This is a genomic window from Crossiella sp. NPDC003009 (assembly GCF_053591555.1).
Genome location: NZ_JBSFUA010000018.1, coordinates 98,399 through 112,881, shown reverse-complemented (window position 1 = coordinate 112,881; position 14,483 = coordinate 98,399). Strand labels below are relative to the sequence as shown.

At 71.3% G+C, this 14,483-nt stretch carries 16 protein-coding genes; 6 read left to right on the top strand and 10 right to left on the bottom strand.

Going from position 1 to position 14,483, the window contains the following annotated elements; translation table 11 throughout:
• Nucleotide 1: 1 nt before the first annotated feature.
• From ACWDY5_RS20670 to ACWDY5_RS20660, 3 genes are all read right to left on the bottom strand, one after another.
• Complete coding sequence (locus ACWDY5_RS20670) at nucleotides 2–301, bottom strand: urease subunit beta (RefSeq protein WP_252485428.1); 300 nt, start codon at nucleotides 299–301, stop codon at nucleotides 2–4.
• Nucleotides 298–600: an urease subunit gamma gene (locus ACWDY5_RS20665; protein WP_449723804.1), complete on the bottom strand. Its 303-nt coding sequence runs from the start codon at nucleotides 598–600 to the stop codon at nucleotides 298–300. Before ACWDY5_RS20665 ends, ACWDY5_RS20670 begins: the two co-directional genes overlap by 4 nt.
• A gap of 63 nt (nucleotides 601–663) precedes the next feature.
• A complete protein-coding gene (locus ACWDY5_RS20660) occupies nucleotides 664–969 on the bottom strand; it encodes a VanZ family protein (RefSeq protein WP_449723803.1) in 306 nt (101 codons plus the stop codon).
• A gap of 168 nt (nucleotides 970–1,137) precedes the next feature.
• On the opposite strand from ACWDY5_RS20660, the gene pyk reads away from it, so the two are divergent.
• Both pyk and tesB read left to right on the top strand, forming a co-directional pair.
• The gene (gene pyk, locus ACWDY5_RS20655; RefSeq protein WP_449723802.1) at nucleotides 1,138–2,568 is read left to right on the top strand and encodes a pyruvate kinase; all 1,431 of its coding nucleotides are present in this window, start codon (nucleotides 1,138–1,140) and stop codon (nucleotides 2,566–2,568) included.
• 42 nt (nucleotides 2,569–2,610) lie between these two features.
• Nucleotides 2,611–3,570, top strand: a complete 960-nt coding sequence (tesB, locus tag ACWDY5_RS20650; RefSeq protein ID WP_449723801.1) for an acyl-CoA thioesterase II — start codon at nucleotides 2,611–2,613, stop codon at nucleotides 3,568–3,570.
• Here the strand turns inward: tesB and ACWDY5_RS20645 are convergent.
• Both ACWDY5_RS20645 and ACWDY5_RS20640 read right to left on the bottom strand, forming a co-directional pair.
• Entirely contained in the window at nucleotides 3,567–3,866 is a 300-nt protein-coding gene (locus ACWDY5_RS20645) for a DUF2218 domain-containing protein (RefSeq protein WP_449723800.1), read from the bottom strand. The genes tesB and ACWDY5_RS20645 overlap by 4 nt on opposite strands.
• Nucleotides 3,867–3,909: 43 nt before the next feature.
• Nucleotides 3,910–4,677 carry a siderophore-interacting protein gene (locus tag ACWDY5_RS20640; RefSeq protein WP_449723799.1) on the bottom strand — a complete coding sequence of 256 codons (768 nt, stop codon included), beginning with the start codon at nucleotides 4,675–4,677 and terminating at the stop codon, nucleotides 3,910–3,912.
• Between the two features lie 134 nt (nucleotides 4,678–4,811).
• On the opposite strand from ACWDY5_RS20640, the gene ACWDY5_RS20635 reads away from it, so the two are divergent.
• Nucleotides 4,812–5,432, top strand: coding sequence for a TetR/AcrR family transcriptional regulator (locus tag ACWDY5_RS20635; protein ID WP_449723798.1), 621 nt, complete (start codon nucleotides 4,812–4,814; stop codon nucleotides 5,430–5,432).
• On the opposite strand, the gene ACWDY5_RS20630 is transcribed toward ACWDY5_RS20635, so the two are convergent.
• Complete coding sequence (locus ACWDY5_RS20630) at nucleotides 5,419–6,726, bottom strand: MFS transporter (protein ID WP_449723829.1); 1,308 nt, start codon at nucleotides 6,724–6,726, stop codon at nucleotides 5,419–5,421. The genes ACWDY5_RS20635 and ACWDY5_RS20630 overlap by 14 nt on opposite strands.
• A 54-nt stretch (nucleotides 6,727–6,780) precedes the next feature.
• Nucleotides 6,781–7,521: a zf-HC2 domain-containing protein gene (locus ACWDY5_RS20625; RefSeq protein ID WP_449723797.1), complete on the bottom strand. Its 741-nt coding sequence runs from the start codon at nucleotides 7,519–7,521 to the stop codon at nucleotides 6,781–6,783.
• 70 nt (nucleotides 7,522–7,591) lie between these two features.
• Here ACWDY5_RS20625 and ACWDY5_RS20620 point away from each other — a divergent pair, with 70 nt between their 5' ends.
• The 3 genes from ACWDY5_RS20620 (at nucleotide 7,592) to ACWDY5_RS20610 (ending at nucleotide 11,005) form a co-directional block, all read left to right on the top strand.
• On the top strand, nucleotides 7,592–8,158 hold the full coding sequence (locus tag ACWDY5_RS20620) for a sigma-70 family RNA polymerase sigma factor (RefSeq protein WP_449723796.1): 567 nt from the start codon (nucleotides 7,592–7,594) through the stop codon (nucleotides 8,156–8,158).
• A gap of 475 nt (nucleotides 8,159–8,633) precedes the next feature.
• A complete protein-coding gene (locus ACWDY5_RS20615; RefSeq protein WP_449723795.1) occupies nucleotides 8,634–9,911 on the top strand; it encodes a cytochrome P450 family protein in 1,278 nt (425 codons plus the stop codon).
• Between the two features lie 116 nt (nucleotides 9,912–10,027).
• Nucleotides 10,028–11,005: an L-tyrosine/L-tryptophan isonitrile synthase family protein gene (locus ACWDY5_RS20610; RefSeq protein ID WP_449723794.1), complete on the top strand. Its 978-nt coding sequence runs from the start codon at nucleotides 10,028–10,030 to the stop codon at nucleotides 11,003–11,005.
• Here ACWDY5_RS20610 and ACWDY5_RS20605 read toward each other — a convergent pair.
• Genes ACWDY5_RS20605 through ACWDY5_RS20595 form a run of 3 tightly spaced genes read right to left on the bottom strand, consistent with a single transcriptional unit; the run spans nucleotide 10,965 to nucleotide 14,316 of the window.
• Nucleotides 10,965–12,008 (bottom strand): ATP-binding cassette domain-containing protein, encoded by a 1,044-nt coding sequence (locus ACWDY5_RS20605; RefSeq protein WP_449723793.1) that lies wholly within the window; start codon nucleotides 12,006–12,008, stop codon nucleotides 10,965–10,967. The two genes, ACWDY5_RS20610 and ACWDY5_RS20605, sit on opposite strands and share 41 nt — an antisense overlap.
• Nucleotides 12,008–13,117 (bottom strand): FecCD family ABC transporter permease, encoded by a 1,110-nt coding sequence (locus tag ACWDY5_RS20600; RefSeq protein WP_449723792.1) that lies wholly within the window; start codon nucleotides 13,115–13,117, stop codon nucleotides 12,008–12,010. Before ACWDY5_RS20600 ends, ACWDY5_RS20605 begins: the two co-directional genes overlap by 1 nt.
• Nucleotides 13,117–14,316 (bottom strand): ABC transporter substrate-binding protein, encoded by a 1,200-nt coding sequence (locus ACWDY5_RS20595; RefSeq protein ID WP_449723791.1) that lies wholly within the window; start codon nucleotides 14,314–14,316, stop codon nucleotides 13,117–13,119. The genes ACWDY5_RS20600 and ACWDY5_RS20595 overlap by 1 nt, the downstream gene beginning before the upstream one ends.
• Nucleotides 14,317–14,483 lie beyond the last annotated feature (167 nt).

The window sequence follows — 14,483 nt, the reverse complement described above, 5'->3', positions numbered from 1 at the left end:
CTCACTCCGGCCTCCTCAGGCTCAGGCCGGGCACCACGCGCCTGCCCGCCAGCGGCACCAGGTCCACCTCGCGCACCACGCCCGGCTCGAACCGCACCGAGGTGCCTGCCGGGATGTCCAGCCGGTGACCCTGCGCGGCGGCCCGGTCGAACTCCAGCGCGGAGTTGACCTCGGCGAAGTGGTAGTGCGAGCCGACCTGGGCCGGCCGGTCGCCGGTGTTGGCCACCCGCAGCCGCAGCCGGGGCGCGCCCTCGTTCAGCTCGATCCGGCCCTGCGCCGGGAAGACCTCGCCGGGGATCACGGGATCGGCTCGTGGATGGTGACCAGCTTGGTGCCGTCCGGGAAGGTCGCCTCGACCTGCACCGAGTGCAGCATCTCCGGCACCCCCTCCAGGACCTCCGCCCTGGTCAGCACGGAGCGGCCGGACTCCATCAGCTCGGCGACCGTGCGGCCGTCCCGCGCGCCCTCCATGACGTGCGAGCTGAGCAGGGCGACCGCCTCGGGGTGGTTGAGCCGCAGCCCTCTGGCGCGGCGCCGGGCCGCCAGGTCGGCGGCCACGTGGACGAGCAGCTTCTCCTGCTCGCGGGGCGACAGACGCATCCTTCAGAACCTAGGCGGTGATCGGCTCGCGGCCAACGGTGCCGGTCCCGCCCGGCGCGGAGTTCACTCGCCCGAAACATTCCCCCGATCGACTGAACCCGAACGGCGGCGAAAGCTCCGCAGTCGTCGCACCCAGAACCACAGCGTTACGGCCACCGCGACCCCGAGCAGGTCGGCGACCGCGTCCGGCACGCCGCCGGTCCGGCCGATCGGCAGCACCGCCTGGAGCCACTCCGAGAGCCCGGCCCAGCCGATGAGTCCGAAGACGAGTGGACGCGGCGGGAACCTGGCGAGCAGCCCGGTCACCGCCAGTAGCGCGAACAGGCTGAAGTGGATCACTTTGTCCGTGCCGGGCGGCGCGGATGGCACACCTGACGCCGGAGTGAACAGAACCACAACGCTCAGTAGCGCGGCGGCGACAAAAGGGAACACCCGAACGTTCGCTTGACGCACAGTTCTTCATCTTGCCGGAACAAGGTGGACAAGTTCCCGTATCGGTACCGTGATCGGTACAGCCGCGAGCTAAGCTCCTAGACCGTGAGCCGACGAGCGAAGATCGTCTGTACGATGGGGCCCGCTACGGGGACCCCTGAGAAGGTGCGCGACCTGGTTGCCGCTGGCATGGACGTCGCCCGGCTGAACTTCAGTCACGGCACCCATGCCGACCACAAGCAGATCTACGACATCGTGCGCCAGGCCAGTGACGAGGCCGGCAAGGCGGTCGGCATCATGGCCGACCTGCAAGGACCCAAGATCAGGCTCGGGCGTTTCGCCAACGGGCCGGTCGAATGGCGCACCGGTGACCGGGTGCGCATCACGGTCGAGGACATCGCGGGCACGCACGACCGCGTCTCCACCACCTACAAGGGGCTGGCCGAGGACGCCAAGCCGGGCGACCGCATGCTGGTCGACGACGGCAAGGTCGGGCTGGTCGTGGTCGGCGTCGAGGGCCAGGACGTGGTCTGCGACGTGACCGAGGGCGGCACGGTCAGCGACAACAAGGGCATCTCCCTGCCCGGCATGGACGTCTCCGTGCCCGCGCTGAGCGAGAAGGACATCGAGGACCTGGAGTTCGCGCTCAGCCTGCGGGTGGACTTCATCGCCCTGTCCTTCGTGCGCTCGCCGGCCGACATCGACCTGGTGCACCAGGTGATGGACCGGGTCGGCAACGGCAGGCTGCCGGTGATCGCCAAGCTGGAGAAGCCGGAGGCGGTCGACAACCTGGAAGCCGTCGTGCTGGCCTTCGACGGCATCATGGTCGCCCGCGGCGACCTGGGCGTGGAGCTGCCGCTGGAGCACGTGCCGGTGGTGCAGAAGCGGGCGGTGCAGATCGCCCGCGAGAACGCCAAGCCGGTCATCGTGGCCACCCAGATGCTGGACTCGATGATCCAGAACTCCCGGCCGACCAGGGCCGAGGCCTCCGACGTCGCCAACGCGGTGCTCGACGGCGCGGACGCGGTCATGCTCTCCGGGGAGACCAGCGTCGGGCGCTACCCGATCGAGACCGTCCAGACCATGGCGCGGATCGTCCGGTACGTCGAGACCGAGACCACCACGGACACGGTCCCGCCGCTGACGCACGTGCCCAGGACCAAGCGCGGCGTGATCTCCTACGCCGCCCGCGACATCGGCGAGCGCCTCAACGCCAAGGCCCTGGTCGCCTTCACCCAGTCCGGTGACACGGTGCGGCGGCTGGCCCGCCTGCACACCACGCTGCCGCTGCTGGCCTTCACCCCGGAGGCCGAGGTGCGCAGCCAGCTGTCGCTGAGCTGGGGCGTGGAGACCTTCCTGGTGCCCGAGGTGGACTCCACCGACGCCATGGTCCGCCAGTGCGACCAGGCGATGCTGTCCATCGGCCGGTACCAGGAGGGTGACCTTGTGGTCATCGTCGCAGGTTCCCCGCCCGGGACCGTGGGCTCGACTAACCTCATCCGAGTACACCGCCTGGGTGAAGAGGACCACGCCTGAGTCACTCACCTGGGCCTAGCGCCCGATGGGGAGTGTCTAGACGTGACTGAGGCAGCCCGCGCCGCAGCCGCCGATCCGACCGGGGCCCAGGGAGCGCACCCCGCGCCCCTGGCCCTGGACGGAGTGCCGCACGGCCAGCCGATCCTCGACCGCCTGGTCGCGCTGCTCGACCTGGAGAAGATCGAGGAGAACATCTTCCGCGGGGTCAGCCCCTCGGTCTCGCCGACCAGGGTTTTTGGTGGTCAGGTCGCCGGTCAGGCGCTGGTCGCCGCGGGCCGCACGGTGTCGCCGGAGCGCAAGGTGCACTCGCTGCACGCCTACTTCATCCGCGGCGGCGACCCCAGGGTGCCGATCGTCTACGAGGTGGACCGGATCCGGGACGGGCGCTCCTTCACCACCCGCCGCGTGGTCGCCGTGCAGCACGGCAAGGCGATCTTCTCGCTGTCCGCCTCCTTCCAGGTGGTCGAGGAGGGTCTGGAGCACGCCAGCGAGATGCCGAAGGTGGCCGCGCCGGAGACCCTGCCAACGTATGCCGAGCGCACCGCGCCCTACCGCGAGCAGCTCAAGGCGTGGGCGACCATGCCAAGGCCGATCGACGTCCGCTACGTGACCGACCCGCCGTGGGTGTCCAAGGACTCCGGCCCGCGCGAGCAGGCCAACAACCAGGTCTGGATGCGCGCCGACGGCAAGCTGCCCGACGACGACCTGCTGCACGTGTGCCTGCTGGCCTACTGCTCGGACATGACCCTGCTCGACGGGGTGCTGGCCAGGCACGGCCTGAACTGGGGCTCCGACGGCGTGATCGGCGCCAGCCTGGACCACGCGATGTGGTTCCACCGGCCGTTCCGCGCCGATGAGTGGCTGCTCTACGACTGCGTGTCGCCGAGCGCCTCGGGCGGGCGCGGGCTCGCCACCGGCCGGTTCTTCTCGGCCGACGGCCAGCTCGTCGCCACGGTCGTGCAGGAGGGCCTCATGCGCTTGGCGACCGAGTCGCCGCTCTAGAGCCGGGACCAGTCCACCGCGAGCTCGTCGCGCTGGCCGAAGCGCACCAGGTGGCTGCCCACCACGTGCTGCATCCGCTCCAGGTTCTCCTCGGAGTCGGCGTGCACGCGCAGGCGCAGGATCCCGGTCTCGGCGGTCAGCTCGACCTTGCCCGCGCCGAAGGTGAGGTCGCCGCGTTCCTCGGAGAACTCGGCGGCCTCGATCTTGTGCGCGAAGTGCTTGCACAGCTGGGTGAGGTAGCGCGACGGGCGGTCGGTGCTGACCGCGGCCTCGGCGCTGAGCAGTGAAGCTGTCATGTCCTGAGCATAGCTAAAGACTTGTTAGGTTCACCTTAGTTATTCAGCCGGGGCTGGACCGGCCGTGCCGCCAGTACCCGACGAAGCCGATGTCCGGCTTGGCCATGCCGCGGTCGCTGACCAGGTGCCTGCGCAGCCCTGTGGCCAGCTTCGACTCCCCGGCGACCCAGGCGTAGCACGGGCCCGGCGGCAGCTCGGCCGCGCGGACGGTGTCCAGTGCGAGCACGCCCGGCCGCTGGTGCGGGTCCGTGCGAGGTAGCCAGTGCACTCGAACGCCGGGCGGTGCGGTGAGCTCCGCGCGGATGTCCGCGGCCCCGGGCACCTCCAGGAACACTTCCGCGGTCAGGGTTTCCGGGGCTTGTTCCAGGATCGACAGGGTGGCGGGCAGCGCGCTCTCGTCGGCGACCAGGAGCTGCCACCGCGCGTGCGCGGCGGGCAGGTAGGTGCGGCCGATGTCGAAGATCCCGGCCGGGTCGCCGGGCCGGACCCGCCGCACCCACTGCGACATCGGCGAGTCGCCGTGCACCGCGAACTCGATGTCGATCTCGCTCCGCTCGGGCCGGAACCGGCGGATGGTCAGGTTGCGCACCCACGGCCTGCGTGTCTTGGGCAGCAGCATGAACTCGGCCAGCCAGGCCTCGCTGGACAGCGTGGGCATCCGCAGGCCGGACTGCCCTTCGCGCGGGAAGAACAGGCGGACGCCCTGGTCGAACCCGGACGGCTCCAGGTGCGCCAGCTCAGGGCCGCCGAGGGTGACGGAGACGAAGTGCGGGCTCAGCGTGGTCCTGCCCAGCACCTCCAGAGTGATCATCTTCCGGGTACTGGGCTTGTGGACTTTGGGTAGCATCACGGCACCAATCTGGGTTTTCGCAGGTCAGGGCGCTATTATGAGCAATAACTCAGTTCGTGGTCTACTCGCTTTCGCCCCGCAGACCAGGAGGTGCCATGACGTCGGAGCGGCGCCGTCTCCACCCGCGCAAACAGCCCCGCCAGGCCAGGGCCGAGCTGACCCGGCAGCGGATCCTCACCGCCGCTGCTCAGGTTTTCGCCGAACACGGCTACGCCGCGGGCACCACGAACCGGATCGCCGAGCGCGCCCGGATCTCCATCGGCTCGCTGTACCAGTACTACCCGAACAAGGACGCGATCCTGCTGGAACTGGTGAGCAGGCACCTGGACGCCGGGATCACCGCAACCCGGCTGAGCAAACAGGCCGAGCTGCCGGAGTCGATCGAGGAGATCCTCCGGGTGTTCGTGCGCACCGCGATCGAGAACCACCGCGAGGACCCGCAGCTGCTCAGGGTGATGTTCGAGCAGGCGCCCCGCTCGCCGGAGCTGCTGGACAAGATCGAGCGGCAGGAGCGGGACCTGGTCGCCTTCGCCCGCGACCTGCTCGAGAAGCACCCCGAGGTCAGGGTGGCCGACACCGAGACCGCGGCCAGGCTGGTGGTCTCCACGGTGGAACTGGTGGTGCACCAGCAGATCGGCGCGCCCAGCCCGATCGACCTCGGCCGCTTGGAGCAGGAGCTGGTGGCCATGCTGACTCGCTACCTCACCGCGGGCTAGCCACCAGCGCCACCACCTTCGGCCGGGACAGCGCCAGCGCGGGCAGGGTCGCCGCGGCCGCCAGCACCGCGAGCCCCAGTCCCAGCCGCATGCCGGCGAGCGCGTAGCCGCTGGCCGCCCACAGCGTGGTGGCCAGCGCCGGGCCCAGCGCGAACCCGATGCTGCGGGCCAGCTGGATGGTCGCCGCGGTGGTCGCGATCCGGCTCCGCGGCGCGGCCGCCATCGCCAGCGACTGCACCGGACCGCCGTAGAGGCCCATGCCCAGCCCGGCCGCGAACAGCCGCCAAACCAGGTCAACCGGTTGCCAGGACTCGGAAAGCGGCAGCACCAGCAGCAGTCCGGCGGCCACCACGGTCACGCCGAGCAGGCCGGTGCGGCGGGCGCCCCAGCGGTCGCCGAGCACCCCGCCCAGCGGTCCGGCCAGCACCATGCCCACCGGGAAGGCCAGCACGGTCAGCCCGGTGGTGGCGGCGTCGGCGTGCAGCACCCGCTGCAGGTAGAACGGCAGGACCAGGTTCATCGCGGCGAAGGCCAGGCCGATGCCCAGCAAGGTCAGGTGCGGACCGGCCATTCCCGGGCGGCGCACCAGCTCCAGCACCTCGGCACTGGTGGATCGCCTGCGCCACAACAGGAACAGCGGCACCGCGAGCAGCAGCAGGCCGAGCCAGGGCAGGCCGTCGGTGGCCGCGAAGCTCACCCCGAGCAGCACCGCGCTCACCGCGCCCGCGACCAGCGCGGCCTCCGTCAGCCAGCTCCGGTCCGGCCAGCACAAGGGACGCCCGGCCGGGATGGCGCGCAGGCCGATTCCCAATACCAGCAAGCAGATCGGCACGTTCAGCAGGAACACCGCCGGCCAGCCGAAGGACTCCAGCAGCAGCCCGCCGAGCGCGGGACCGGTCAGCGCGCCCAGTGGACCGAGCGTGGCCAGCACGCTCATCGCCCGCGCCCTGGCCTCCGGCCGGACCGCGCGGCTGGCCAGCGCCGGGGTCAGCGCGAGCATCAGCGCGCCGAAGCAGCCCTGCAGAACCCGCACCGGCACCAGCACACCGAACTCACCGGCGGCCGCGGCGGCCACGCTGGTCAGCGCGAACCCGCCGACCGCCAGCGCCAGCGCGGGCCGGGGACCGACCAGGTCCAGCCAGCGGCCGCTGGGCAGCACCAGCGCGATCAACGGCAGCTGATAGGCGAGCACGATCCATTGCGCCGCGCTGGGCGGCACGTCAAATTCGTGTTGCATCGTCGGTAACGCGATGTTCACACTGTTCATCGTCAACAGCGAGGTGAACGCGACCATTCCGGCGGCGAACACCAGCGACCATTGATTGCGCTGGTTGATTTCCGGCATCAATCAGGCCACGTGCCGGCGGTGCGCGGCGCTCGCGGTGCCCGGACGCCCCCGTTTCAGCTGAGGGATATCAGCAACCGGAAACAAACCAGGCGGAATGTCGTAGTCCTCGTCCTCGACCAGGTCGGCGGGCGCCGGCCGGTGCCGGGAACCGCCGAAGCGGGCCAGCAGCACGATCAGCACCAGCCCGGCCAGCGCCACCAGGTGCGCGGCCACCCTGGTCGGCGCCACCCCGCCGCGCAGCAGGTCCAGCAGGCTCACCCCGAACAGCACCACCACGAACGTGGCCAGCACCGGGACCAGCCCGGCCACCTGCCGGGTGCGCAGCGCCGCCCAGCCGAAGGCCACCCCGAGCGCCAGGTTCCAGGCCGCGCTCTCGTGCGAGAGGTGGGTGGCGCCCGCGGCCAGCAGCCCGGCGCCGTGGTGGTCGCCGCCGCCGGGGCTGAGGAAGACCGACATGGCCAGCGTGACCTGGGTGATGCCGAGCAGGCCCAGCGCCCAGCGCAGCGCCGCGAGCAGGCTCACCCTGCGCCGCGGCGCAGCCTCGGCGAGCACGGCGGCGACCAGGTCCGGCCCGGCCTCGGCCACCCCGGTCCTGGCCAGCCTGGTGATCCGCGCCGCCCGCTCGTACCAGGCGGAACAGTCCTCACAGGTGTCCAGGTGCGCGTCCAGCCGTGCCGCGGGCGGCGGCTCCTCGCCGTCCAGCCGCGCGGAGAGCAGCTCCTGGTACTTCGAGCAGTCCACGTCTTTCAAGGTCGGACTGAACCCTCGTCCAGTTCCCTCCGTTCCCCTGTTCGTGGTTAGAGTTCCGGCCATGGCCGATGACACCCAGATCACCGAGTGGGCGCTGGCCGCCGGCCGGGGCGACCAGGTCGCGGCCGCGTCCTTCATCCGGGCCACCCAGCGCGAGGTCTGGCGGTTCCTGGTGCACCTGGCCGGCCGCGAGGAGGCCGAGGACCTCACCCAGGAGACCTTTGTCAGGGCGCTGCGCAGCGTGCACCGCTTCGCCGGCCGCAGCCACGCCCGCACCTGGCTGCTCTCCATCGCCCGCCGGGTCGCGGTGGACCAGATCCGCTCGGCGATGGCCCGGCCGCGGATCTCCGGCGGGGTCGACTGGCAGGACAGCGCCGAGCGCGCCACCCCGGTCACGCCGGGAGTGGACGAGGCGGTCGCGCTGCAGCTGGCCGTGCGCGAGCTGGGCGAGGACCAGCGGGCCGCGTTCGTGCTGACGCAGGTCATCGGCCTTGGCTACGCCGAGGCGGCCGAGGTGTGCGGCTGCCCGGTGGGCACCATCCGGTCGAGGGTGGCCAGGGCCCGCCAGGAGCTGGTGCAGGCGCTGGGCGAGGGCCCGCCGCTCCGCCGCCAGCGAGTGACGGGCTGACCCGGGTCCGGGGTTTGTCCGGTTCTTCCTCCTCGGCCGGGTAATTCCGTGACCCGTGCGAGCTGAGACCTGTTCGACATCTGCCGATCCGGGCCCTTTGCCGGGTTGTGGCTGACGCGTTCCCCTGAACAGCCCGGATGCCCGGAAGTAGCTATCCGAAAGGCTGCCAGCGGCCCGGTTTGTTGAGCCGTCAAACCAACGATGGGCAAGTTTTCAAGCAGCGATACGAGATTTTGAAGCAGGCACCCGGCAGTTCTGGCCGCTGCTAGGTTCCAGTAACGGATTCCCGAGCAAAGTTTTCGTGCTACCAAAGAACCACGCCTGCTCCGTTCGACCACTACGCGGTATGTGTCCTCCTCCTCCAAGGACACCTGCCGCCGAATGGCGCAGGCCGGACCGTGAGTACCGGCACAACAGAGCCGCGGAACTCGCCCCGGGTCGCCACCGACCCTGGTTAAGGACATGAGGAGGAGCTGTGCCGCTTTCAGACCACCCGCCAAGACCCGGGGAACCGGTCTTCCTGCACACGAGAGACTTCAAACGCGACCCGTACCCGGTCTACGCGCGGCTGCGCGAGCAGGGCCCGGTGCACCGGGTCGCCTTCCCCAGCGGCGTGGTGGGCTGGCTGGTGACCGGCTACGACGCGGCCGTGTCCACCCTGGCCGACCCGCGCCTGTCCAAGGACCACCGGCACGGCGGCGAGCAGTGGCGCAGGCTCTCGGCCAGCATGCCGGAGCCGTACCACGGCCAGTTGCAGGCGCACCTGCTGCACCAGGACCCGCCTGCGCACACCAGGATGCGCAGGCACGTCACCGACTCCTTCTCCCCGCGCCGGATGGCCGCACTGCGGGCCAAGGTCGAGGAGATCGCCGAGTCGCTGCTGGACGACGTGGTCGCCGAGGTGCGCAGGGGCGGCAGCGCGGACCTGGTCGAGCACTTCGCCGCGGAGTTCCCGTTCCTGGCGCTGAGCGAGGTGCTCGGCATCGACGCGGACTTCCGGGCCCGGTTCCGCCCGGAGTGGCGCAAGGTGGTCGCCCCGGTCGGACCGAACGAGCCCGGCCGCCCGGCGTACCTGGCACTGCTGGAGGGGTGCCAGGACTACATCGCCGAACTGGTGGCGCACAAGCGGAAACACCCGGCCGACGACCTGCTCTCCGCGCTGGTGCGGGCCAACGAGGCCGGTGACCTGGCCGAGCACGAGCTCAGCTCGATGATCTTCCAGCTGTTCGCCGCCGGGCAGGAGCCGGTGACCAACCAGATCACCACCATGACGGTGGCCCTGCTGGCGCACCCGGCGGAGTTCGCGGAGCTGGCCCAGCGCCCGGAGCTGCTGCCGGGCGCGGTGGAGGAGCTGTTCCGCTACGACGGCTCGTTCGAGATCACCACCTGGCGCTTCTTCCGCGAGGACAGCGAGCTGCACGGGATGCCGATCCCGGCGGGCGAGTCGGTGATCGTCTCCCTGGGCGCGGCCAACCGGGACGGGCGGCGCTTCGCCGACCCCGACCGGCTGGACTTCACCCGCTCGCCCAACCCGCACCTGGCCTTCGGGCACGGCATCCACTTCTGTCCCGGCGCGGCGCTGGCCAGGATCCAGGGCCAGACCGCGATCTCCGCGATGGTCCGCCGCCTGCCAGGGCTGCGCCTCGCGGTGGCCGCGCAGGACCTGGAGTGGATCCAGGCGGTGCTGGGCCGAGGGGTGGCCCGGCTGCCGGTGACCTTCGAGCACGCGCGGGCCCAGCCCGCACTCGCCTGAACTGACTGACCCGCCGGGGTCGTGACCCCCGGTTGTCCCGTCCGAGAACACATTTCCGTCCCCGCCGGGCGCGCACCCGGCGCGATGGGTGCTGCACGCAGCACTGGAGGCACGCCATGAGTCCCACCACGACCACCCTCTCCGCGGCAGGCTCCGACCACGCCTTAGCCGTGGCGGAGACCTGCGAGTCGATCCTGCGGATCCTGTTGCCGTACCGGCGCGCGGAGGCCGATGACACCTATGCCGACGACGAGGTCCGCACCGCCTTCGCCGACCAGCTCTCCCAGCTACGCGAGTTCGTCAGCGCGGGCGAGCCGATCGTGTTCACCCTGCCCGCGTTCCCGTGCAAGTCGCCCAACAACGACAAGGTGTTCGGCCACCTGCCCGACCTGGGCGAGCTGCTCTCGCTGCGGTTCCTGCACGGGCTGACCGAGCGGGTCCGCGAGGTCTACCCGCCCGGCGCGCGGATGCTGATCTGCTCCGACGGGCACGTCTTCGGCGACCTGATCAAGGTGCCGGACCACCACATCGACGAGTACGCCGAGACGCTGCGCCAGATGATCACCTGGGGCGGCTTCGACTCGATCGACACCTTCAGCCTGGAGAACGTCTACGGAGACGCCGGTTTCGAGGAGAAGCGGCGGATCCTGACCGAGGAGTTCGCCGAGCCGGAGGAGTCGCTGCGCGAGGAGGTCCGCGCCGGTGGCAAGGCGTTGCGGCTGTACCGGGGGATCACCCGGTTCCTGGTGGAGGACGCCGGCGACTTCGAGGGCACCAAGTCGGCGTTGCAGCGGGAGTGCCGCCAGCGCGCCTACGGGGTGATCCAGCGCAGCCGGGCCTGGGGCGACCTGATCGCCAAGTACCACGCCAAGCAGGTCCGGCTGTCCATCCACCCGCAGCCGGTGGGCGGGCCCAAGTTCGGCATCATGCTGCTCGGCTCGCCGGACTGCTGGCTGACCCCCTGGCACTCGGTGGCCGTGCAGCAGCGCGGGGAGCGCAACTACACCCTGATGAAGCGGATCGACGCGGCCAAGATCGGCGAGCCGGTGTGGCTCAACGGCCGTCCGTCGCACTACGTCGCGGTGTCCGCCTGATCTCCTCGGCCACGCCGGCGAGGCGGTCGTGCTCGCTGTTCCCGCCGGTGGTCACCACCTTCCACCGGTGGCCGTCCGCGGTGCGGTGGCAGCCCACCTCGACGTCCACCACCCCGGCTGAGTCGTCGATCCGGTAGCCACAGCGCTGGAGCGCCCGCCGGGTCCACACCTCGGCCAGCTCCGCGCCCGCGCCGGTGATCCGCGCCGTGCCGTGGACCTCGGCGCGAACCTGGAAACCGCCGGCCAGCGGGTCGAAGGTGTGGTCGCGGCCGCCGAAGGCCCGTTCCAGGACACCGTCCAGGACCAGGTCTTCCGGCGCGCCCGCGACCACACCGCCGCCGGGCAGCACCAGCCAGATGACGTCGGCGTTGCGCAGGGCCAGTTCCACGTCGTGGGTGGAGAGCAGGACCGCCAGGTCGGTGGCCCGGCCGAGGCCGCGCAGCATCGCGGTCAGCTCGGCCCGACGGGGTGCGTCCAGGAACGCGGTGGGCTCGTCCAGCAGCAGCACGGCGGGCTGCTGGGCGAGCGCCCGCGCGACCATCAGCCGCTGCCGCTCGCCGTCGCTGAGCTCGTCCAGCAGCCGCTCGGCCAGTGACTCCGCGCCGGTGAGCCGAAGTGCTTCTCGCACCACGGTTTCGTCCTCGGCGCTGAGCTTGCCGGACCAGCCGGTGTAGGGCGCGCGGCCCAGCTCGACCAGGTCGATCCCGCGCAGGTTGCCGACCTGGACCCTGGTGGTGAGCACCACGGCCAGCCGCCGCGCACGCTCCACTCTGGACAGTGAGGTGAGCGGAACCCCGGTCAGCTCCACCGATCCGGCCAGCGGTGGCTGCATCCCGGCCAGGGTGCGCATCAGGGTGGACTTGCCGGTGCCGTTGACCCCGAGCAGGCAGGCCAGCTCGCCCGCACGCAGGCCGAGGTCGATCCCGGAGAGCACGGTCCGGCTCCGCCGCCTGGCCCGGTAGCCAACCGCGAGATCGTTGGCGCGCAGCACTTCCGCGCCCATCACACCGCCAGCCCTCGGCCGCGGCCCAGGCGCACCAGCACCCAGGTGACCACCGGCGCGCCGAGCAGCGCGAGGGTGGTGTTCAGCGGCAGCACCGCCTCGCTGCCGGGCAGCTGGGTGAGGATGCTCGCGGCCACCGCGATGGTGGCGCCGAGCACGGCCGCGCCGGGGATCAGGTAGCGGTGGTCGGCGGTGCGCAGCAGGCCGCGGGCCAGGTGCGGGGCGGCGATGCCGAGGAAGGCGATCGGCCCGGCGTGCGCGGTGACCGCCCCGGCCAGCAGCGCGGCCCCGGCCATCAGCGTCCAGCGGAAGGCCCGCACGGACACCCCGAGCGACCCGGCGTAGCTCTCGCCGAGCAGGAACAGGTTGAGCCGCTTGACCGAGAGCACCGCCAGCGCCAGTCCGGCCAGCACCATCCCGGCCAGCACCGGCAGCGCCTGCCAGGTGACGCTCTGGAAGCTGCCCGCGCTCCAGTCGGTGAAGGTCTTCACCGCCTCCGGCTGGGCGTAGTAGACCAGCATGTCGACCATGGCCAGCACGAAGGCGTTCACCATCACGCCGATCACGATCACGATCACCGTGCTCCGGATCAGCGCGGCCACCAGCAGCATCACCGCCATCACCGCGGCGGCGCCCAGCGCGGCCGCGGCCACCGTGCCGATTCCCTCCACTGTGGACAGTGCGACGCCGCCGGTGAGCGCGCTGCCGCCGCCGAGCAGCACCAGGCTGACGCCGAAGCTGGCCCCGGCGTTGACGCCCAGCAGGTGCGGGTCGGCCAGCGGGTTGCGGAACAGGGTCTGCATCTTCAGCCCGGCCACCCCGAGCGCCGCCCCGGCCAGCAGCGCGGTGATCGCGCGCGGGATGCGGATCTCGGTGACGATGAACGCCCAGGACGGGCTTTCCGTTGGCTGGCCGAGGATCGCGCGCACCACGTCAGGCACCGGGATGCGCACCGAGCCGAGGCTGACCGCGAGCACCGCGAGCAGGAGGGCGACGCCGCCGAGACCGCCCAGCAGCGCCACTCGCCACCCGGCCCGGACGGGAGTGCGGACCGGCCGGGGTGGTGCCGTGGGTGGGGTGTCGGTGCCCGGCAGCGTCGCCTGGGTCATCAGCCGGCCTCGATCCGGCGCAGGAAGCTCAGCTGGTGACCGGGCAGCAGGTCCGGGTGCAGCACGCTGACCAGGTCGGCCAGCAGCTTGTCCGGGTTGACCAGGCCGGCCGCCGCGTACACCCTCGGATCGGCCCGGTCGATGCCCTTTCCGCTGCTCAAAGCGGTGATCCGGCTCAGCCGCGGCTCGCCTTCGAGGATCTTCTTGACGGTGGCGCCCTTGCCGACGAAGTCCGGCCGGAACCAGAACTCCGCGCTCGCGCCGCGCTCGATCATGGTTTCCATCGGCAGCCGCTGCAGGGCCTTGCCCGGCAGGTCGAACACGGTCCGGCCGCCGGCGTCGCGGACCAGGGTCGGTTCCAGGTAGTCGTTCTGCGGGGCCAGGAAGTCCCGGCCGTGCCCGTTGATGCCGACCAGCACGGCCGGTTTCGCGGCTGCCGCACCGGCTTTCGCGGTCAGCTCGCGGTAGCGGGACTCGACCGCGGTGTAGTGCGCGGTGGCCTTGGCCTCGCCGTTGGTGAACAGGGACAGGAACTTCACCGCTTCCGCACTGCCCAGCGGGGTCTCGTTGAACGGGTCGAAGAAGACCACGCCCACGCCGCCCTGGCCGAGCTTGTCGAAGCGCGCCTTGTCCCCGCTGGCGGCGAACATCACCTGCGGGCCCAGGTTGAGCACCCGCTCGGTGTCCAGCTTGTCGCCGTGCCCGACGCCGACCGCGGTCTTGTCCGTGATCCGCTTGTTGACCTGCGGCAGGTGCTTGTCCGCGGTCTCCGCGCCGGGGAACTCGCCATAGCCGGCCAGCACCTCGGGGGCCAGCACCTCGAACGCGCCGAGCAAGGTCGCCGGGTTGTCGATGGCCTTGCGCACCGGCACCCGGATCGCGGTGGCCCCGGCGAGCTCGCCGGTCAGCTCGGGCGCGGGGGTGCCGCACTGGTAGAGCACGTAGGAGCGCGGCGCGGTGTCGGTCTGCTCCAGGCTGGTCTTGGGCCCGGCGTTGACCTTGAGCAGCTTGTAGTGCTGCCGGTACTCCACCTGCCACTGCTTCGAGACCTGCGCGCTGACCTTGTCCGGGAAGTAGTCCCGGCCGGCTTCGTAGTTGCGCGCGCACCCTGCGTCCCCGCTCTCGGCCGCCGGTGCGCCCGCGCAGGCGCTCAGCAGCAGCAGCCCGGCGGCGGCCAGGGCGAGGGTGGTGCGGGTCATCGTTGACTCCTGAACGTGCGGGATCGGCTCTCGATGGTGATAGTCGGGCCGGGACCTGATTCAGTTCCCGCCGAGTTCACCGGGAAGTGTCCGCATGTCGACGCACTGTGACGCGGAACGCAGCCGTCACCGGTCCGGGCGTCACATGCGCTATTCCTCCGGCCAGG